At 35.0% G+C, this 20,539-nt stretch carries 16 protein-coding genes; 2 read left to right on the forward strand and 14 right to left on the reverse strand.

What is annotated here, in order from left to right:
- Positions 1 to 68: 68 nt before the first annotated feature.
- Positions 69 to 1,529 (forward strand): redoxin family protein, encoded by a 1,461-nt coding sequence (locus tag Q0951_RS00895; RefSeq protein WP_299333051.1) that lies wholly within the window; start codon positions 69 to 71, stop codon positions 1,527 to 1,529.
- Here the strand turns inward: Q0951_RS00895 and Q0951_RS00900 are convergent.
- The 5 genes from Q0951_RS00900 to Q0951_RS00920 all read right to left on the reverse strand — a co-directional run bounded on the left by Q0951_RS00900 (position 1,526) and on the right by Q0951_RS00920 (position 5,545).
- A complete protein-coding gene (locus Q0951_RS00900; RefSeq protein ID WP_299333054.1) occupies positions 1,526 to 2,230 on the reverse strand; it encodes a DUF434 domain-containing protein in 705 nt (234 codons plus the stop codon). The genes Q0951_RS00895 and Q0951_RS00900 overlap by 4 nt on opposite strands.
- Positions 2,231 to 2,309: 79 nt before the next feature.
- Positions 2,310 to 2,738 carry a hypothetical protein gene (locus Q0951_RS00905; protein ID WP_299333056.1) on the reverse strand — a complete coding sequence of 143 codons (429 nt, stop codon included), beginning with the start codon at positions 2,736 to 2,738 and terminating at the stop codon, positions 2,310 to 2,312.
- Entirely contained in the window at positions 2,735 to 4,129 is a 1,395-nt protein-coding gene (locus Q0951_RS00910; protein WP_299333059.1) for an RtcB family protein, read from the reverse strand. The genes Q0951_RS00905 and Q0951_RS00910 overlap by 4 nt, the downstream gene beginning before the upstream one ends.
- Positions 4,130 to 4,395: 266 nt before the next feature.
- On the reverse strand, positions 4,396 to 4,956 hold the full coding sequence (locus Q0951_RS00915) for a metallophosphoesterase (RefSeq protein WP_299333062.1): 561 nt from the start codon (positions 4,954 to 4,956) through the stop codon (positions 4,396 to 4,398).
- A gap of 40 nt (positions 4,957 to 4,996) precedes the next feature.
- Complete coding sequence (locus Q0951_RS00920; protein ID WP_299333065.1) at positions 4,997 to 5,545, reverse strand: hypothetical protein; 549 nt, start codon at positions 5,543 to 5,545, stop codon at positions 4,997 to 4,999.
- Positions 5,546 to 6,087: 542 nt separating this feature from the next.
- On the opposite strand from Q0951_RS00920, the gene Q0951_RS17110 reads away from it, so the two are divergent.
- Positions 6,088 to 7,809: a WYL domain-containing protein gene (locus tag Q0951_RS17110; RefSeq protein WP_367179730.1), complete on the forward strand. Its 1,722-nt coding sequence runs from the start codon at positions 6,088 to 6,090 to the stop codon at positions 7,807 to 7,809.
- Here Q0951_RS17110 and Q0951_RS00935 read toward each other — a convergent pair whose 3' ends face one another.
- From Q0951_RS00935 to Q0951_RS00975, 9 genes are all read right to left on the reverse strand, one after another.
- Positions 7,810 to 8,721 carry an ABC transporter ATP-binding protein gene (locus Q0951_RS00935; protein WP_299333068.1) on the reverse strand — a complete coding sequence of 304 codons (912 nt, stop codon included), beginning with the start codon at positions 8,719 to 8,721 and terminating at the stop codon, positions 7,810 to 7,812.
- Positions 8,722 to 8,790: 69 nt separating this feature from the next.
- Complete coding sequence (locus Q0951_RS00940) at positions 8,791 to 10,959, reverse strand: prolyl oligopeptidase family serine peptidase (protein ID WP_299333070.1); 2,169 nt, start codon at positions 10,957 to 10,959, stop codon at positions 8,791 to 8,793.
- A 92-nt stretch (positions 10,960 to 11,051) separates the two neighbouring features.
- Entirely contained in the window at positions 11,052 to 13,454 is a 2,403-nt protein-coding gene (locus tag Q0951_RS00945; RefSeq protein WP_299333073.1) for an FG-GAP-like repeat-containing protein, read from the reverse strand.
- 80 nt (positions 13,455 to 13,534) lie between these two features.
- Positions 13,535 to 15,553 carry an FG-GAP-like repeat-containing protein gene (locus Q0951_RS00950; protein ID WP_299333075.1) on the reverse strand — a complete coding sequence of 673 codons (2,019 nt, stop codon included), beginning with the start codon at positions 15,551 to 15,553 and terminating at the stop codon, positions 13,535 to 13,537.
- A gap of 15 nt (positions 15,554 to 15,568) precedes the next feature.
- A complete protein-coding gene (locus Q0951_RS00955) occupies positions 15,569 to 16,936 on the reverse strand; it encodes an Ig-like domain-containing protein (RefSeq protein ID WP_299333078.1) in 1,368 nt (455 codons plus the stop codon).
- A gap of 200 nt (positions 16,937 to 17,136) precedes the next feature.
- A complete protein-coding gene (locus tag Q0951_RS00960) occupies positions 17,137 to 18,126 on the reverse strand; it encodes an aspartate-semialdehyde dehydrogenase (RefSeq protein ID WP_299333081.1) in 990 nt (329 codons plus the stop codon).
- Between the two features lie 132 nt (positions 18,127 to 18,258).
- Positions 18,259 to 18,660 carry a large conductance mechanosensitive channel protein MscL gene (gene mscL, locus Q0951_RS00965; protein ID WP_299333084.1) on the reverse strand — a complete coding sequence of 134 codons (402 nt, stop codon included), beginning with the start codon at positions 18,658 to 18,660 and terminating at the stop codon, positions 18,259 to 18,261.
- An 85-nt stretch (positions 18,661 to 18,745) separates the two neighbouring features.
- Entirely contained in the window at positions 18,746 to 19,852 is a 1,107-nt protein-coding gene (alr, locus tag Q0951_RS00970) for an alanine racemase (protein WP_299333087.1), read from the reverse strand.
- The gene (locus Q0951_RS00975; protein ID WP_299333090.1) at positions 19,845 to 20,492 is read right to left on the reverse strand and encodes a thymidine kinase; all 648 of its coding nucleotides are present in this window, start codon (positions 20,490 to 20,492) and stop codon (positions 19,845 to 19,847) included. Before Q0951_RS00975 ends, alr begins: the two co-directional genes overlap by 8 nt.
- Positions 20,493 to 20,539: the final 47 nt, after the last annotated feature.

Here is a 20,539-nt window from a genome sequence, read left to right on the forward strand (position 1 = left end):
TGTGTTAAACTTAAATATATTGAAGGTAATTGTAATATCTTTATTTCAAATTTATCATCCATCACCTTATGAAATATCTATACATTACCGTCGTAATACTCTTCACGTTTTGTAGTTGCCAAAATAATGAAACAATTAAACCCACAACATTAACAATCAAGTCAAATATAGACACGGTTAGTGTAGCCAAAGTATTTAGACCTATTAACGGTACGATATTATGGGATATTACTTTGGATGAGATCCTTAAAAAGGATAGCGATTCACTATCTGGAGATTTAAACATAGAGAACTCTGAAATTGTAAGGGTATTAGTTGGTGGAAAACGTTTTAGAATGATTTTATTGCCTAACCAGAATTATGGTGTTGGAATTGATGGTGATTCCATAATATTTACTGGTGATAATGCCAAAGGACAAGAGGTTCTAAATGCATTTGACAGAGCATATGTAGCAGGTTTTCCATTTTTAAATAGATTTACAAAAGACACCACTGCAACCTTATTATCCAATCATATACATGACTATAAATTTAAAGATATATCAACGATAGATGAACTATTAAAAACAGAGGCTATTGATACCGATTTCCACAGTGTTTTAAAAACAGAAATTGATTATTATTATGCAGAGGGCTTGGTCAATATTGCCAATTATAAAGCTGAGCGCGCAAAAGGGAGTGTGTTGAAAAATTTTAAGGATTTAGTAGAAACAACTAAAGTTTCATTTCCTTTTACAGTGGAACAAAAACCAATAAACTGGGTAGATTATGTTATGGAAGCAGAAATTAGACCAGCCATTGTAGAACGTTACACTAAAGCAGATCGAGAACAGTTTTATAGTTCAGATACCATTCATCACATATATAAAGGCGTCATTAATGAACAATTAGAAGAACCATTCAGAGAACAATTGCTTGCGAATTACATACTAAATGCTTCAAAGCAAAACCAATATGAAAAGAGCTTGATTCAAATTTTTGATGAGTTTAACACTAATTATCCTGAGAGTGTGTACAGCCCGTATCTTGAAAACGACATTTTGAAAATCAGAACGTATTATCAAAAAATTCAGGGAGAGCTTCCAGACACAGTGACATTTACAGGAGATGAAAATACTAATAGTCTAAAAGAATTAATCAAAGAATTTGAAGGTCAAAAATTGTATATAGATGTTTGGGCAACTTGGTGTGGCCCTTGTAAAAAAGAGTTTTCTAATAACGATAAAATTACAGATATACTTAAAGACAATGGTTACAAGAAACTATATATTTCAATTGATAAAAAAGAAGTGAAAGGCAAATGGTTAGGGCTTATTAAATTCTATGATTTAGCTGGTTATCACCATTTGGCAAGCCAGGAGTTTGTTGTGGATTTTGCGGAGAATCATTCGACCAGAAAAGGAGTAGTTTCAATTCCGCAGTATTTATTGATTAATGAAAAAGGTGAAATCATAACTAATGATGCGCCAAGACCAGGAGCTCCTAATGATTTGCTTGATTTTATTAAAGGCTTGGATCAGGAGTACTAACTAAAAATGATGTTGTTATTTGGTATGTGATGCTCAATCATATAAGCGCTAAGATTGAGCCATCGTTCTGCACGATCTAAAATCCAGGCATCTGAACTCACAACTACATGTTCACTTTCAGCAAGTAATTTGTCTGGGTTATTATCTAAAATAATCTCCCAATCAAAACCAGATTCTTCAGCAGTTTCCCGGAGTAAGGTTTTAAGTCGACCACTATTAGAAACGGGTTTGTCAAAGATCCAGATTACTTTATGATCTTTTAAAAGCTCACCAACTAATTGTAAGGCGTTTTCAGTTTGTTGCACACGTTTATACGTACCATGAACTCCAGATAAATCGCGATAAGTAGTATCTAGACCTTTAAAGAGATAAGCATCAGATAAAGCGCTTTCTAAAATAATAAGGAGGTTAAATCCGTCGATATAAATAGTCTCAGCGTTGAGGTTTTCAAAAGCAACTTCATGAGCTTGTCGTCTTTTGACTTGTTGCTCTGAAGCACTCATCCCTTGTACGGCTTTTTGCTGTCTTACATTAAGTCGGTGTTTATTGCCAACCAATTGTAAGGACGATCTTTCGGCATAACCTCTGGAGAGCAAATAGTGCATATCTGCAACAGCTGCTTTGAGTGTTTGCTGAATGTCATCAGCTCCAAAAAGCTGATCGTCATTGCTGTTTTTTCCTCGGTTTCTTTGGTTGGGCATCTTGTTAGTTTATAAAACTTAAAATAGTATTTTGAAATGAATTGAAAAAGTAGACATATTAGTTATATCTACTTTTTATTTAAAATAACCAACTTAGAATTTTTAGAGCTCCAACAACTAGAGAAGCTAGAGCAAATAAAGCTATAATTATACTTACAAAACAGCCTATTTTATCTGTAAATGTCTCTTTGTATGCTTTTGGTTCTGGAATGTCACTTTTACCAATATTTAAAAGTTCAATATGAGAAAACTCAAAACATGTATAATCTAAATCTGACTTATCATTAGTTAACTTATAAAGTTCTTTACCTGTAAAAGCACGTTCATCTATTGATAAAGCTCCCTTAAGTAACTGAGCAGAAAATAGTATAAGACCATTTTTATTCGCTTTGATATAACTTGTGAATCCGTCATCATCATCATCATAAAAGAAGCCTGTATAGGCCTCGTCAGACGAATAAGTTCTTTCAATATTTTGAATAAAATTATTTAGCTCTTGATTGTTCATTTTCTTTTACGTTTATCCTGACGTCTTCTAATCTTCCAAGGTGCATTTTTCTGCCAGTCGCCTGCCATAATACAACCATAAGGCATCACTTCATCAATCACAGTGCCTAAACCAAATTCATCCATTTGATCTCTAACGGTTTTGGCATTTTTATAAGCACTAGGCAACTCAGTGATATCAATTTCCTTAGAGAAAAACCTAACATCTAAACCTCTGGTTTCTTCTTTAAAGATTTGCATAATAGACCCTGTTTTACTTTTTCTATGCTGTGTTCTACTTACATTTCTACCAGCACCATGTGGTGCGAAACCTAAATTGGTTTTTGTGGTAGATCCTTCAACAATCAATACAGGTTCGCTCATATTTAAAGGAATCAATCTCGGACCAGTAATGTCTGGCATAAACTTAGCATCTAAAGGTGTTGCACCTTTGGCGTGGTAAAATAAATCACCATCTTTAAATACAAAATTGTGTTCGTTCCAGTATCTGTTTTCAATTTCAATTTCCAGAGTTTCCGACACCGAATTATGAATGACCTCATGATTGGTTTTCGTCCACTGTCTAATGACTTGTAACGCTTCCCAGTACGATTGACCTTCTTCAGTATCAAAAGGAATCCAGGCATTTTGCTTTTTTGTATCTGGTGATAAATCGCGTCTAAAACGTTCGGCAATTTTCATTCCTTTAGAGTACAATCGTGCGCCAGGACCTCGTGATCCATGATGTGTAACTAACATTGTATTTCCTGTTTTTTTAGAGGTTCCAACAAATAAGAAATGGTTACCATCACCTTGCGTACCTAAATGCGATCTGGCGATTTGGATCATTTGCTTATCATTCAATAAAAAGTTAGACTCAAAAGCCTCTAAAAGTTCCTTTGGAAATCTAAACTGCGTGTTTCTATCACGTCCACCAGGACCAAAATGCGTATTGGCGTGAGCAGCATCTAAAATGGTTTTTGGGTCTGCTTTACCAAAATCAGTAAGCATAACCGAACAACAAATATCAGCACTGTGCATACCTGGATGAATAGCATTTTTAGCTACAGCAACACCTCCAACAGGAATGGTTCCATCAGGACCTGTTGGGCAGGCATCTGGCATAATCGCTCCATCAACTAAAGTTGGGGTTTTCATTAAGGTTTGCATGGAATTAATCACTTTTGATACATTGTCTTCTTCCATATCATTTTCAGCTTTAATATTGATAGAGAAATCAATGGGTGTATCATTTAATTCTAAAGGATCAGGTAACTTGAATTGCTCAAGGTAAGTTGCCATGGCTTCGCCTTTCAGTTCATTTTTATTGATATGAACAATAGCGTCTTTCATCCATTTTCCTTGTCTAAATCCTAAGGCGATTAAATCGTGTCCTGTAATTTGTGTTTTCATGTTTCTTTTTTTTATTAAGCTCCACCAGCATCCCTCGTCTGGTGGAGCACTACTTGATTCCAAAAACCGAGGCAATTGAAATTGCACTTCGACTGCGCTCAGTGTGACAGCTAACTGTCAATTACACTGCAAATATTTAACCCTATTGCGCAATCTTTTTGCGTAGTAGTAAAAAGTTTTAAAATTAATAGTTTATAGACATTTTTTCTTTTCCTAATTATATAGCCTAAGGGGATTCCTTTGAAATTTAAAATGTTATAAACTCATTATTTAAATGGTGGTTCCCATGTTTTTAGACTCATAATATCCTTAACCTCTTCGTAGGTTAACGGATAGAAATCGTGACAATCTACGCCTACATCAAAGCTATTCATTGTTGGATCGTCTTTAAGACTTCCGTGGGAATGGCCGTATAAATGCCATGTGCCTCTGAAGCTTGAACGCCATACTCTCATTGCATAGTGTAAGAGGATGATTTTTTGCTTGCCATTAGGTGCATCGGCATCGTTGACATTGAGTTCGAAATAATCTTTAATCCATTCAAATCGGTTAGGATTTGCTAAGGCAGCTCCTTCGTGATTGCCTCGTATTAAAAAGATTTTTCCATTTAATTGCTCAAGGATGTCTCGCATTCGCTCAGCTTTGCAGAGTCCGAAATCACCTAAGTGATACACCTTGTCGTGTTTGTTAACTCGGCTGTTCCAACGTTTTATGAGTTCCTTGTCCATTTCTTCTGCACTACCAAATGGACGATTGGTGAATTTTATAATATTCTCATGACCAAAATGATGGTCTGAAGTGAAATATATATTTCGTGTTTTATTCATGTGTTCTAATGTTTTTAAAAGCCTCAACAGGCTTTCGGTATTATTTTTTATTCTTTTTTTGCTTCCTCTTTTTTGTCTTTTTGTTTTTGGAAGACTTCTTTTTCTTTGGTTTTATCTTGTTTTTAACTCTAGTGATTTCAGAGTCAACAAACGACATAAAACTATTGTTGTAAATGAACAACTTCGCTTTTTTAAAAGCTTTTAATGCATTTTTATACGCTTCCTGACATTCAAAAAGTTGAGCTTCTAGAACTAAAAGTTCACCTTTTCCAACAGCCTTTACAGTGTGAGCGAAGTCTATTAATTTTCTTGCCTCATCATAATCGTGATTCCAAATCAATACCAAAATGTATTTTGGGTAGACTTTTATGAAATCCATTTTATTTGCTAATGCTTCAGCATAATAAAACTTTGCTTTTTCGTAATCTCCAAACTGTTCTGCTTGTAAACGTCCCATGAGGTATAAGGCATAAGCATTATGACTCTCGTAAGACAAAGCGTAGTTTAGATTTTCTACTGTTTCTTCTAGATCGTATGGATAAGCATCTATTGCTTTTAACACGTAGTTGTTTAACAAATTCGTGTCCATTGTTTTTTGTTTTAATAATTTGTTTTGCGACACATAAGTTCGCTTCAGCTCAAACTTTGAGCCTATTATCTTACTGCTTTGGAGGAGGATTAGCTGACTTGCTAATTAGTGAAAAATAACCTTTACAAATGCTATGGTTATCAAACAAAAAATCCGAAACAGTTACATAATTGCTTCGGATTTTTCATTGTGTTATGAAAAAGTATACTAGCTATACGCCCGAAGCATCACAAAAGGGTTCTTCCCTTTAGGATTTCCTACAGATGATATGAATACAAACATAGCTTCGAGTTTTAGTTGATATTAATTTTTTTGCCGGAATTATTTAATTCTGCTGTGCAAATATTTAGATTTATTTTTCATTTTTCAAAATTTATTTTTTCAAATTCTGAAAATCGAAGCACTTAATACGAAGTATTAACTTTTTTTGAAAAAAGCAAGATTTCCAATCAAAAATTTATTTTTTCCGAATTTATCAGACTGCGCATCATAATTGCGTAGTAATTATTTACTTTTAGTTCTGAAAAGAAATTTCTAGTAAAATGGCAGTAAACAAAAATGCGCTAATTCGATATAAAACTATTGATAAATGTCTTCAAAACACCTTCAGACGATGGACGCTTAATGATTTGATAGAAGCGTGTTCTGATGCCTTGTATGAATATGAAGGTAAGGATGTAGATGTAAGTAAACGAACAGTTCAGTTGGATATTCAAATGATGCGAAGTGACAAGTTAGGTTACAACGCTCCAATTGTGGTTTATAATCGTAAATTCTACACGTATGAGGATAAAAATTACAGTATCACTAATAGTCCGATCTCTAATCAAGATCTCACCAAATTATCTGAAGCCGTTGCATTTTTAAAGCAATTTCAAGGGTTTTCCCATTTTTCAGAATTGAGCAGTATGGTTCAGAAATTAGAAGACCATGTCTACACTCAAAAAACTCAGGAGAAGTCTTTGATTGATTTTGAAAAAAACGAAAACTTAAAAGGCCTTGACTTTTTGGATGAGCTCTATCAGTATATTTTAAAAAAACAGGCAATCGAGATTACTTACCAATCGTTTAAGGCTAGGCAGAAAAGCACGTTTACATTTCATCCATATTTACTTAAAGAGTTTAGAAACCGATGGTTTGTAATTGGAAAGCGCAAGTCAAACGAAGGGATTATGAATCTCGCATTAGATCGTATTATTTCCGTAGAAAAAAGTAAAATTGCATTTGTTTTTGATGATCATTTTAATTCAGATACGTATTATAAACAAGCCATAGGTGTATCTGTGAGTCCAGACATGGGAGCAGAACATGTTTTGCTTTATGTTAGTCATAAGCAAGCGCCTTATGTGTTAACGAAACCTTTTCATCATACTCAAAAAGAAGTCGCACGTGATAATTATGGTGTGACTATTTCATTGGATGTACAATTAAATTATGAGCTTGAAAAAGAAATATTAGGATTAGGAGAAGGCATTAAAGTTATTGCTCCAGAGCGCTTAAAACGCAATATTAAAGACCGTTTGTATGATGCGGTTGATGCCTATGAAACAGAGATTAATGATAAGAATTTACGAACAATTTCAAAACGTCTGGAATATAAAGGGTTTGGTATTTTGAATCATGTGTATACCAAACGTGATATAAGAAAGTTAAAGACCAAACTCGATGCTTATATCAAGCATAATAATGAGCAAGCGTTTGGAATGCGCGAAGTACTGATAAAAATGCCAGAACTTAAAGACATTCTTTTCAATAAAAACTTCAGAAAACTGATTAGATCTATTGATAAGGATGCATTTATGACCAAAGCAGTATATTTTGACAAATCTCCTCAAGATAATTGGTATGTCACATGGCATCAGGATATTCCTATTAATGTCTCAAAAAAAATAGACACAGAAGGCTTTGCCTCATGGACCAATAAAAAAGGGGTTATTAGTGTTAGACCTCCTGAGACGATTTCGAAAAACACTTTTTCTATGCGCATTCATCTAGATGATACTACGATTAAAAATGGAGCGTTAAAAATCATTCCTGGTTCTCACCGTAAACAATTAACAGATGAGGATATTAAGCTGATTTCTGCGAACTCAATACCATTCATAAGTGAAGTAGGTTCTGGAGGGGTTCAACTCTTAAAGCCACTAGTACTTCATGCCTCTTCGGAATCTAAAGTTCAACGACGCAGACGTGTATTGCATTTAGAGTTTTCATCTCTGGAATTACCAAACGGATTGGAGTATGCCGAAAAGGAAATATTCTAATTAGTTTACTAGTTTTAAATAGACAATATCTTCCTTTTTTAATTTTTTAGGGTGTTCAAAGAAAACAGTCTTATTATTGATATGAGATTCTATCAGGTAGGTGTTGCCTTTAAAATAGCTTCTATTAACTGTTACTTTGAGGTCTGATTGCTCTACGACTTTCAGTTGATTAGCATAAATGATCTGGTCATTCAGGATATTAAATTCCCCAAAAAAAGAGGCGACCAAAGGTGTCTTTGGGTATTTGTATAAGTGTTCTGGAGCATCATAAGCTTCGATTTTTTGGTTATTAAGTAGAAGCATTCGATCAGCAAATCCAAGAACATCCTCTTTATCATGTGTAGCAACGATACAGGTAATATTTTTTTCTTTGAGATATTTAAAGACACTACGTCTCAATGACTGTTTTTTAAAATTGTCAATATGGCTAAAGGGCTCGTCTAATAATATAATTTCGGGTTGTTTTGCCAAGGCTCTAGCAAGTGCTACACGTTGTTTTTGTCCGCCAGATAATGTTTTAACTTTAGCTTTGGCAAAATCAGATAATTCAACAACGTCTAATAGGTCTTTGGTGCGTTTTTGTTTTTCATTTGGGAAGAAATTGGAGAGAAATTTCCCGACGTTTTCTTCTACCGAAATAAATGGCATTAGGTCAAATTCCTGAGCGACATATTTCATAAAGTCATAACCAATAACCAGATTGAATTTCGGACCAAGAATTTCAGTGTCTTTCCAGTAGATATTTCCGAAGTTTAAGTCGTACTCGCCATACAATACTTTTAACAACGTGCTTTTTCCAGATCCACTTTCACCAATGATAGCAAGGTTTTCTCCCTGATCAACCTGAAAGGTTAAATTGTTTAAAATAGGTGTTTTAGAATAGGAAAATGATAAGTTCTTTACGTTGAGCATAGTGTTGCAAAAATAACACAAAAAAAAGTCGCTCTTAAACGAGCGACTTTGATATCTGTTTTAAAAGATTTATCCTTTTACTTTTTCTTTAGTTTTACTTGGTAATACATCAAATCCCATGTTATATAAAGTGAAACCAAAAACATCTGCAGTTTTTTCTATGGTCTTACTTACGGGTGTTCCTGCTCCATGTCCAGCATCGGTTTCGATACGGATCAATGTTGGATTTTTACCTGATTGCTTGTCTTGTAATTCGGCAGCAAACTTAAAACTATGTGCAGGAACCACACGATCATCATGGTCTCCGGTAGTGACTAAAGTTGCTGGATATTGAACGCCTTCTTTGACATTGTGAACAGGAGAATAACCTTTAAGGTATTCAAACATTTCCTTATTGTCCTCAGCTGTTCCGTAATCGTAAGCCCAACCAGCACCAGCTGTAAATGTGTGGTAGCGCAACATGTCTAAAACTCCTACATTTGGTAAAGCGACCTTCATCAAATTAGGGCGTTGGGTCATAGTGGCACCAACTAGCAGACCACCATTAGAGCCACCGCTAATAGCTAAATAGTCGCTAGAGGTGTATTTATTATCGATGAGGTATTCTGCAGCAGCAATAAAATCGTCAAAAACGTTTTGTTTTTTCATTTGTGTACCAGCTTTATGCCATTCTTTTCCATATTCGCCACCACCTCGCAGATTTGCCACAGCATAGATACCGCCTTGTTCCATCCATACCGCGTTTGTGATGCTAAATGACGGATTTAAACTGATATTAAAACCTCCATAGCCATAGAGAATCGTTGGGTTTTTTCCGTTAAGCTCGACCCCTTTTTTATGTGTAATAATCATTGGTATTTTTGTTCCGTCTTTGGAGGTATAGAAGACTTGCTTGCTTTCGTAGTCATCACTATTGAATTCAATAGAAGGCTTCCAATACAACTCAGATTCACCTGTGTCTACATTGTATTTGTAAATACTACTAGGTGTGTTATAATTTGTAAATGAATAATAGTCTACTTTTTCTTCTTTTTTTCCACCGAAACCACCAGCATTTCCTACGCCAGGAAGTTCAATATCTCGGATGAACTTTCCATCATAATCGTATTGCTTCACTTTAGACACTGCATCAACCATATATTCGGCAAAAAAGTAGCCTCCACCAGTTGAAGGGCTTAAAACATATTCTGTTTCAGGAATAAAATCTACCCAGTTTTCAGGAGTTGGATTAGCGATATCTGTCGTTACAATTTTTTGATTTGGTGCATTGAGGTTTGTGACCAAATATAATTTTGAACCAACGTTGTCAATAGGATAAGTGTCACTATCTGTGTGGTCTAAAACAGTAATCAAAGGGCTATTAGGTTTTGACAAATCTTTCATAAACAATTTGTTTCCTGATGTTGAAACACTTGCTCTAATTACCAAATAGTTATCATCTTCACTAACAGAGCCTCCAACATAACGGTGTTTCTCTTCGGCAGTTCCACCAAAGATTACTGGATCGTCTTTTTGTGAAGTCCCTAACTTATGATAGTATAATTTGTGCTGATCTGTTTTGGCAGATAATTCACTTCCTTCAGGTTTGTCATAACTTGAGTAATAGAACCCTTCGTTTTTGTACCATGACATACCACTAAATTTAATATCTACTAACGTGTCTTCTATGATTTCTTTAGTTTCGGTGTTCATTATCAGGATTTTTCTCCAGTCACTTCCTCCCTCAGAGATAGAGTAGGCTAAAATACTTCCGTCTTTAGAAAAACTAGTACCACCTAGAGATATGGTTCCATCTTCTTTAAATGTATTTGGATCTAAAAACACTGTAGCTGTACTTGGATCTTCACCTGTTTTGTAACGGTAAATAACGTATTGATTTTGTAATCCGTTATTTTTATAGAAATAGGTGTAATCGCCTTCCTTGAATGGAGCACCTAATTTTTCATAATTCCAAAGTTTAGTCAAGCGCTCTTTTAATTGTTCACGATAAGGAATATTGTCTAAATATCCATAAGTAACTTCGTTTTGTGTTTTTACCCAATCCTCTGTTTCTTTACTTCTATCGTCTTCTAGCCAACGATAAGGATCTTTTACATCTGTACCAAAATAATTGGTTACAGTATCAACTTTTTTAGTTTCGGGATAGTTAACCACAATGTCGGTATTTTTTTCTTTAGAGTCTTCTTTGCAGGCACTAAATGTAATTATAAGAATTAATAATAATGAAATTTTTTTCATGATCTTATGTCTTGATTAGTTGTAACCAAAAATAAACAAAAAAGCCTCTACATTTGAATGTAAAGGCTTTTTTAAGATATCATTAAGATTGTTTATTGTTTGATAAATTTTTGACTTTTAATACTATTACCAGATACTATTCTTAAGATGTAGTTTCCAGTATTAAGAGTGCTTACATCAATGGTGTTTTGATCTAATTTCGAATTTATAACACGTTTGCCATTGATGTCAAAAATGGTGTAAATAGCATCTTGTAAATTATCAGTAGTAGAAATGTTTAATACATCTTTAGCTGGATTAGGATAAATTACTAAGTCATTTACAAATGAGTTTTCTAAACTAAGTGTATCGCCTTCTATTATTTCTAGAGGAGAATTGATATCAGGGTCAGTGATAGTATCAATAATTCCTGAAGGCCAATATACAACAACACTGTCAATTTCTGTTAATGATCCAATTCCGAAGTGTGTATTGATTGTACTCATAAATTCAAAACCTTCACCACTTCTCACATCTCTAATTTGAACTCCTGCACTTGTATAAAGTTCTACCCTTGCACCAATTCCATCAATATTACTTACTGTTCCAACAGTATTAATTTTGATCCAGTTGTTTGGTGTTGTAGCATTTCTGTATATAATACCATTATAGTAAGTGTCTATGAAACCATCGTTATTTAGGTCTCCAAAAGAACCATTTTTATAATTGATCTGGTTAGCATCAAGATCTTCAAACGTCATATCACCTTTACCGTACATGATCATTCCATTACAAGCAATATCTAAGAATCCATCATTATCAAAATCATAACTTACATTCTCATGACCTGTTGGAGCAGAACTTACATTAGCTGCTGCAGTTACATCAACAAAAACGCCATTACCATCATTTCTCATGAGTTTATGGGCTCCAGAACTTGCACCAACAAAAAGATCCATATCTCCATCATTATCATAATCTCCCCAGGAAGAAGACCATGTTTGCATTGGGTCATCCAAGCCTAAGATCGCAGCATTTTCAGTATAGGTACCGTCACCATTATTGGTGAGCATATTATTTCTTCTTCTATCTGTTTCACCACCACATTTAGCAATGAACATATCAAGGTCTCTATCGTTATCATAATCAATCCAGATAGATCCATAATTTCCACCAGAAGAGTAATCACCAAGTCCACCTTGATTAAATGTTAAATTACCATTACCATCGTTTATGTAATATACATTTGGAGCCACATCATGACAAACAAACGCATCTAAATGACCATCGTTATTGATATCGGCAAAATTTGATCGTTGCGAGAACACATATTCTGAACCAGATATTTCTGTAAATCCAGTTCCAGTGCTATTAGCTCTCATAAAGGTCACTCCATTTCCTGCGCCATAAAGTAGGTCTGTATGCCCATTTCCATCATAATCAGCTGCAGCCATACTCCATGTAGGCAAGAAGTTTGCAGATGAAGTAGTGATGTTTACTTCATTAAAACCACCAGATGCTAATTGATAGTGGATGTTTACATTAGTACTTGTTGCTGATACAATGTCATCTAAATGATCACCATTCATATCAACTACAGTTAAGTCGTAACCACTAATTGGCATAGACTCTGTGATAAAGTTAACTCTCGAAGGTGTTAATGTTGTAAAAGACACAGGTCCTATCCAATTACTATAATCTGAACCACCGCAGAACCCTCTTACATAAACTTCGTAATTAGTTCCTGAGTTTAGTCCTGTTAGAGGATATGGATTGTTTGACGTTGTTGATATACCTGATCCCGAAGGAACTCCAGAACCTGCTGTTTGTAAAACAATTTCCCAGCTTGGCTCACTACCACCTGCCTGCCAAAAAACACTTGCCGTATTTACAGCTACGTTTGCAACAGATAGATTTGATATGTTAGGACATGCTGGAGGCAATTGAGAACTTATAGTTGGTGATTGAAAACAAAACCCCCAATCCCAAAACGCACCTACAGGTGAATCGTCATAAGATATTCTATATCTAAAATTAGCTAATTGATTAGCACTAAATGATGAAATATCTAATGCTTCAGAAGAGAAGGATACATAATCACCAGTACAAAAATTATTATTTACACTTGTCGTAGTTCCAGTAAGCGTATTTCCCCAAACTACCCAGTTACTTGCATCAGCGTCCCAATATTGAATTTGTAAAAGACCTCCAAGTGAATGAAATACATAACTAGAACCAACAGTAATCCAACTTTCATTTGCATTAGAAGCAGCAGTAAGGTCTATAACTGGTGATTCGGCAGCAATGGTGTCTTGATTACCACTACCAGCATCATCATCATCATAAGCGAAATTTATATCTGTAGTTGTTGGATTTGCTTCAAGTACATTGGAAGCAGAATTATAAGATCCAGTTAGAGTCCAGTTTGAATTTGGCCAGTTTGCAGGTTGGTTTAATGTTTGGGAAAAACTTAGATATGTACAAAATAGAAAGAGTACAAGTGTAATTTTTTTCATGGATTAAGCTTTGATTAATTAAGAAAGTTGATAAAAATAAGAAAAAAGCCTCTAAATTAATAACTTAGAGGCTTTTTCATTTAGTTTTTGATAAACTTTTGACTTTTTATTTTCGTTCCTGAAATAATTCTTAAAATATAATTTCCGGGAGTTAGGTTTGAAATGTCAATTGATGAAGATTCAAGTTTTGAATTTAATACACGCTTTCCAGTAATATCAAAAACGGTATAAATTGCTGAATCATTCAGTTCTAAAGATTTAATGTTTATTACATCTTTAGCTGGGTTTGGATATATGATCAACTCATCTGTTAGAGAGTTTTCCAATGATAATGTCTCACCTTCTGTAATTTCTAAAGGACTATTAATTGATGGGTTGTTAATGGTGTCAACAACACCAGATGGCCAATATACAACGACACTGTTGATAGCGCTTTCAGAGCCAAGTCCAATATGAGTATTTAACGAGTTCATATATCTGAAACCGTCTCCACTTTTTACATCTCTGATTTTCACACCAGAATTTGTGTGAACTTCAACTCGTGCACCAATTCCGTTGATATTACTAATAGTTCCAATCGTGTGAATTTTTATCCAGTTATTATTACTTTCAGCATTATTGATAAAAAGAGAACCAGAGTTGAAAGCATCAATATATCCATCATCATTTAAGTCACCATAAGAACCAGAACCAGGAAATACATTAGTGTATAGATTGAATGTCATGTCACCATTTCCGAATAAAATATTACCTCCTGAAACTAAGTCTAAATTACCATCATTATCAAAATCAAAAGTCACGGTTTCAGTTGAATTACTGGTAAGAGCATTAATTCCCGTTGTAGCTGTTACATCTGTAAAGTCATTCGTTCCTGCACCAATAAGGTTGTTTCTCATCATTTTATGTGCCCCTGAACTTGCTCCAACAAACGCGTCCATATCTCCATCTCCATCAAAATCTCCCCAAGCAGCAGACCATGTTTGCATTGGATCTGCTAAGTTAAGTGCGGCAGCGTTTTCAGTATAGTTCTCATTACCATCATTTGTAAACATTTGATTGACTCTTCTTGCTGTTTCTCCTCCACATTTTGCAATAAACATATCCAAATCTCTATCGTTGTCATAATCAATCCAGATAGAACCGTAATTACCACCTGAAGGATAGTCTCCAAGACCACCTTGATTAAATGTCAGGTTGCCATTTCCATCGTTCATGTAGTATACATTTGGAGCGACATCATGACAAACAAAGGCATCAAGATTACCATCGTTATTAATATCGACAAAGTTAGATCGTTGAGAGAATACATATTGTGGTCCTGATATTTCTGTAAATGCAGTACCTGTATTGTTTGCTCTCATAAAAGTTACACCAGAGCCATTACCGTAAAGTAAGTCGGTATAACCATTTCTGTCATAATCTGCAGCAGCCAAACTCCAAGAAGGCACGAAATCGGCACTACTAGTTGTAATATTTTTTGTTGTAAAACCACCAGATGGATTTTGTTCTCTAATATTGACATTGGTTGTTGATATAGATACCATATCATCTAAGAAATCTCCGTTCATGTCAACGACAGCAATTCTATAACTACCAGATGTTCCTGAAGCTTGAGAGTTAAATGTAACTGGCATTGGTGGAGGTGGAACATAATTAACAGCTTCTAAGCAAAATGCGACGTCAGAATCTGCTCCTGTAAAATCATAGATTTGAATGATGAGGTCATCACCAATATTCCATCCATTTATACTTTCAGAAGCAAAGGTATCTGTACATGCGATTTCTGTAGTTCCTGTAGCATCCCAAACTACTATTCCTGGGTCACCAGGACTTTGAGATGAGAAAAACAAACCTGTTGTGGTAGCAGTCCATGTAAAAAACTGGTCTTTTCCAGATGTTCTACAAGATCCCTGAACACCACTATCTGTTGTGCCATCACTAGAAAATGGCAAATTAAATGTAGGAGAAGCGCATCCTGTACCTTCAGCAGAAGGTGTAATTGGAATTGCTCCACCAATAGTATCGTTGGCTGGTTGTCCGAAACTTTCGATACAGAAAGCCAAAGATAAAGCGGTTAATAATAGTAATTTTGATTTCATAACTCTTTGTTTAATTTATTCGCATTCTCCGTCAAGAGAATTTATCCATTCTTCGATTAGCCTAACACCTTCTTTGTGTTTTAATGTTCTACCAATAATTGGCATTCTATCTTGTTCTTCAATAGAATTTATTCTGAATCTCAGCACTGAGGCATCAATATTTCCGGGAACGATAATATGGCTTGTTCCTGAAATTTGGGTGTCAGGCGGAACACATACACCTTTATTGGTATCATCTTCATTTTCGTTAAATCCGAAACGCATTGGTCTATACTCGCAATAGCTTTCTTCCGAGTGACAATGTGCACAATTAATGTCTAAATATGATCGTACTCTTAAATGAAGGTCTTGAGACTCATCATCCCATTGTACTGTAGATTCTATTGAGGTAGGTAAGTTGTTTTCTAAATACCCAACTTCAATCCATTTTTGCAATTGATTTGTTGTGCCTTCGGCGTAAGCAATGTCTCTATTTAAATTTTGTGGTTTTGGACCAATTGGGACAGGAGTTCCAAATTTATTATGACAAGTAAAACATTCATTCCTTGAAGGAATTCTGTAGGTTACGTTATTGGTTTGTCCATTTTCAATCCATTCAACATCAGTAAAACTACCCGAATTATCGAAGGTTGCCTCTGTTTGCTCATCATTCCATACATATTTTGCAAACTCCCAGCCATCATTTGTCATGTACATTAATCGGGTTTCGATAATTCTGGTGACGTTTAGAGGTTGAACATTGTCATAATAAAAATTCTTGATCAGTACAGCTCCTAGAGGAAAATCTAAAGGAGTAAAATCACTGGCATAATTAGCTTTAGTTCCGTTAGGCATCCACACAAAACGTTTTTTATGAGCATAATCACTAAATAGTGGTGAGTTAATGTCATAAGGTAAGACACCAAAAACAGGGTCTAAATCTTTAAGCTCACCTTCAAAGAAGTTATATTCTGAAAGTGTAGCATATGGCATATCTTCTAAATTTGCAATTACAGGAGACACAGGTGTGACAGTTACAGTAACGGTTCCCGTACCACAATTGTTATTGTCATCACAAATGGTGTATTGGAAAGTATCTGTTCCTTCGTAACCTGAGTTTGGTGTGTAAAGGATAGTATCATCTGATGGGTTTCCAGGCGTGGAATTAGAATCCAAAACCTGAGTAGTTCCATTTTGTGGCGCTGTTGCTGTTAATGCACCATTTTCTGGAACATTGGTATCATTGGACAGGACATCAATTGAAATGGAACTGTTTTGTGATACTTCAGCACTGTCTGAATTTGTTTGAATAGTTACTGCAACATAATTATCGTCTTCACTACAAGAATAATAACTTGAAATAAGAGCTAATAAGCTGAGTAATTTTAGGTAATTTTTTAACATTTACAGTAAAATTTGGATAGTAAATATAATCACAAACCAAACAATCCGTACAATTAATTAGTTGTAATACACTTTTTATCAGACAACAAGGATTCAAACATTAAAAAATATATGATTTTCGTTCTGTTTTAAAATAAGACAAAGTTGTCGTAAATAAAACAACTTAAACCGCTAAAACCCTACCATAAAATTACGGGAAATTACAACAATTTATGAGCTAATAAATATTCAGCAATTTGAATGGTATTTGTTGCTGCTCCTTTTCTAAGGTTATCACTCACTACCCATAAATTCAATGTGTTTGGTTGAGAGCCATCTCTTCGAATTCTTCCTACAAACACATCGTCTTTCCCATTGGCATAAATTGGCATTGGGTAAGTGTTTACATCTATATTGTCTTGCACAACTACACCAGGAGATTGATTAAGTAAGTGTCTAACTTCGGTGAGATCAAAGTCGTTTTCAAACTCTACATTAACAGCCTCACTATGTCCACCAGCAGTAGGAATTCTAACAGCAGTAGCAGTAACGGCAATGGTTCGATCATCTAAGATTTTTTGAGTTTCTCTTACCAGTTTCATTTCCTCTTTAGTATATCCATTCTCTTCAAAAACATCACAATGAGGAATTGCATTTTGGTGAATAGGATAAGGATAGGCCATTTCTCCACTAATACCAGCTAATTCATTTTCTAATTGTCTTACTGCCTTCACACCTGTTCCTGTAATGGATTGATATGTAGATACTACAATACGTTTGATCTTGTATTTATTATGAAGAGGTGCTAATGCGACAACCATTTGTATTGTGGAGCAATTAGGGTTGGCAATGATTTTATCTGAAGCCGTTAACTTGTGTGCATTAATTTCGGGTACTACTAATTGTTTGGTTTGATCCATTCGCCATGCTGAAGAATTATCAATAACAGTAATGCCTGCATCAGCAAATTTTGGAGCCCATTCTATCGATGTGCTTCCTCCTGCTGAAAATAAAGCAACGTCTGGTTGTTGATCAATAGCATCTTGCATACCAACCACCTTATAATCGGTTCCTTTATAGGTAATTAGTTTACCTATGGAACGTTCTGAAGCCACAGGAATTAATTCAGAAACAGGAAAATTGCGTTCTTCAAGAACTTTAAGCATAACTTCGCCAACTAGTCCAGTGGCACCAACAATAGCTACTTTCATAACAATACATATAAATTGAAGACACAAAAGTAATTATTAAATCAATCCAAGGTCTAAAAAAAACCATAAAAAAACCGCTTCTTAATTGAAGCGGTTTAAGTTAAAATATATAGTGTAGCGATCAGTTACTTACTATTTTTTTAATGCATCTCTGATTTCAGTTAATAAATCAATTTCAGATGGTCCTGCTGGAGCAGGTTCTTCTGCTGGAGCTTTAGTTTTGTTGTATGCTTTAACAATCATAAACATCACAAAACCAACGATGATTAAATTTACAATAGTATTAACCCATTTTCCCCAACGAATAGCGTTTTCAGCAACATAATCTGCTTCTCCTTCTACTCCTGAGGCTTCAGTAAGTACAACTTTCAGGTTAGCAAAGTCTACGCCTCCTGCAAAATGACCAACAATTGGCATGATGACGTCTGCTACAAACCCATTGATTACAAGTCCGATAGCACCTGCCATAATTACTGCTACAGCAAAATCAATGACATTCCCAGTCATTATAAAATTCTTAAATTCTTTCAACATAATTTTAAAAGTTTATTAGTTAGTAAATATGTTAATTAGACTCCAATTTAATTAAAAAGTCACAATTACCTTAAAAAAATGTTAATTACTTTAAAAACATGCGTTTAACACGTTGTGAAATTGCCGTAAGAATTTCATAAGAAATGGTATTTCCAGTTTCAGCAAACTGGCATGCATTAGGGTGTTTTCCGAAGATAATCACTTCATCACCTTCCTGACAATCTATATCAGTAATATTCACCATGATCATATCCATACAAACATTACCAATAATTGGAGCGTTTTGGCCGTTGATAGTCACATGTCCTTTTTGATTTCCATAGTGTCTGCCAATGCCATCAGCATGACCTATGGGTATTGTCGCGGTTTTTTCAAATCCTTTACTTGTGTAGGCTCTGTTGTAACCTACGGTTTCTCCTTTTTCAATGTTGTGAATCTGAGAGATTACAGATTTAAGGGTTGCAACTGGTTTAAGATGTTTGTCTTCTTCAGTCGAGTTTCCAAAACCATATAATCCTATTCCTGTTCTTACCATGTCCAGATGAGCGTCAGGATAGTTGATAATTCCTGAGGTATTGGTTAAATGAAGTATAGGTTTATATCCTAATTTATCAGAAAACGAATCGCTAATACTCTTGAAACTTTTTATTTGTTGTTGCGTAAATTCCTGCTCGTTCAAATCTTCACTTGCAGCAAGATGAGAGAAGAGAGATCTTACTTGTATTACAGTTGTGTTTTTAAGTTTTGAAATGATAACATCCACATCAGTTTCCCAGAATCCTAGTCGGTTTAAACCTGTATTGAATTTGATATGTACAGGATAGTTGGTTTGTTTTTCTTCTGAAGCAACCAAAATGAATTCGTTTAGAACTTTTGCACTGTATAAACTAGGTTCGAGGCATCGTTCAATTAATGTTTTGAAATTGGTAGGTTGTGGATGTAAAACTAAGATAGGAGTAGTGATTCCGGCATTACGCAATGCAACACCTTCACTGACATAAGCTACGGCAAAATAATCGACATTTAGATCTTGTAAGTAATTGGCAATGATATTGGCATCGCTACCGTAAGCAAAAGCCTTGACCACTGCTAGTAGTTTAGTATTACTTTTTAATTTTGATTTGAGATACTCGAAGTTATGTTGGAGTGCTTTTAAATCAATCTCAAGAACAGTCTCTTTGGCTTTAGGCATTGGATTTACTGTCTTTATTAGTCACTTCCTCCGCATCGTTAACTTTCATATTACGTACTTTATCACGCAACATTGCCTTGTAGAAAGCTGCTCGACTTAAGGGTTCATATTCGTCAACTTCTCCAAGAAGAACTAACGCATCACTTGTTGCTTTTCTGTAGCTGTATTGTGCTAAATTACCAGTACGTGTGCAAATGGCGTGTACCTTGGTAACATATTCTGCTGTTGCCATAAGGTATGGCATTGGTCCAAAGGGATTACCTTTAAAATCCATATCTAATCCAGCAACGATAACACGAATACCTTTGTTGGCAAGATCATTACAAACCCTTACGATCTCATCATCAAAAAATTGAGCCTCATCAATTCCAACAACGTCACAACCATCAGCTAAAATTGGAATATTTGCTGCAGCAGGGACAGGAGTAGATCGAATTTCATTAGAATCATGAGAAACTACCATGTCCTCATCATACCGAACATCAACTGCAGGTTTAAAGATTTCTACCTTTTGTCTAGCAAATTGGGCGCGTTTGAGTCTGCGAATTAATTCTTCGGTTTTACCAGAGAACATTGAGCCGCATATGACTTCAATCCATCCAAATTGTTCTTTATGATTTACTGTATTTTCGAGAAACATTTTGTAATTTTAACACTAAAACCAACCAAGTGTTCGTTTTGTATAAA

Source organism: uncultured Psychroserpens sp., assembly GCF_947501425.1.
Taxonomy (GTDB): Bacteria; Bacteroidota; Bacteroidia; order Flavobacteriales; family Flavobacteriaceae; genus Psychroserpens.

Excerpts from the sequence above, each read along its gene's own strand:
- Q0951_RS00945 (WP_299333073.1), bottom strand. The coding sequence starts at position 13,454 with ATGAAAAAAATTACACTTGTACTCTTTCTATTTTGTACATATCTAAGT.
- Q0951_RS00940 (WP_299333070.1), bottom strand. The coding sequence starts at position 10,959 with ATGAAAAAAATTTCATTATTATTAATTCTTATAATTACATTTAGTGCC.
- Q0951_RS00935 (WP_299333068.1), bottom strand. The coding sequence starts at position 8,721 with ATGCTCAACGTAAAGAACTTATCATTTTCCTATTCTAAAACACCTATT.
- Q0951_RS00955 (WP_299333078.1), bottom strand. The coding sequence starts at position 16,936 with ATGTTAAAAAATTACCTAAAATTACTCAGCTTATTAGCTCTTATTTCA.
- Q0951_RS00905 (WP_299333056.1), bottom strand. The coding sequence starts at position 2,738 with ATGAACAATCAAGAGCTAAATAATTTTATTCAAAATATTGAAAGAACT.
- Q0951_RS00910 (WP_299333059.1), bottom strand. The coding sequence starts at position 4,129 with ATGAAAACACAAATTACAGGACACGATTTAATCGCCTTAGGATTTAGA.
- Q0951_RS00950 (WP_299333075.1), bottom strand. The coding sequence starts at position 15,553 with ATGAAATCAAAATTACTATTATTAACCGCTTTATCTTTGGCTTTCTGT.
- Q0951_RS00915 (WP_299333062.1), bottom strand. The coding sequence starts at position 4,956 with ATGAATAAAACACGAAATATATATTTCACTTCAGACCATCATTTTGGT.
- mscL (WP_299333084.1), bottom strand. The coding sequence starts at position 18,660 with ATGTTGAAAGAATTTAAGAATTTTATAATGACTGGGAATGTCATTGAT.
- Q0951_RS00900 (WP_299333054.1), bottom strand. The coding sequence starts at position 2,230 with ATGCCCAACCAAAGAAACCGAGGAAAAAACAGCAATGACGATCAGCTT.
- alr (WP_299333087.1), bottom strand. The coding sequence starts at position 19,852 with ATGCCTAAAGCCAAAGAGACTGTTCTTGAGATTGATTTAAAAGCACTC.
- Q0951_RS00895 (WP_299333051.1), top strand. The coding sequence starts at position 69 with ATGAAATATCTATACATTACCGTCGTAATACTCTTCACGTTTTGTAGT.
- Q0951_RS00960 (WP_299333081.1), bottom strand. The coding sequence starts at position 18,126 with ATGAAAGTAGCTATTGTTGGTGCCACTGGACTAGTTGGCGAAGTTATG.
- Q0951_RS00920 (WP_299333065.1), bottom strand. The coding sequence starts at position 5,545 with ATGGACACGAATTTGTTAAACAACTACGTGTTAAAAGCAATAGATGCT.
- Q0951_RS17110 (WP_367179730.1), top strand. The coding sequence starts at position 6,088 with ATGGCAGTAAACAAAAATGCGCTAATTCGATATAAAACTATTGATAAA.
- Q0951_RS00975 (WP_299333090.1), bottom strand. The coding sequence starts at position 20,492 with ATGTTTCTCGAAAATACAGTAAATCATAAAGAACAATTTGGATGGATT.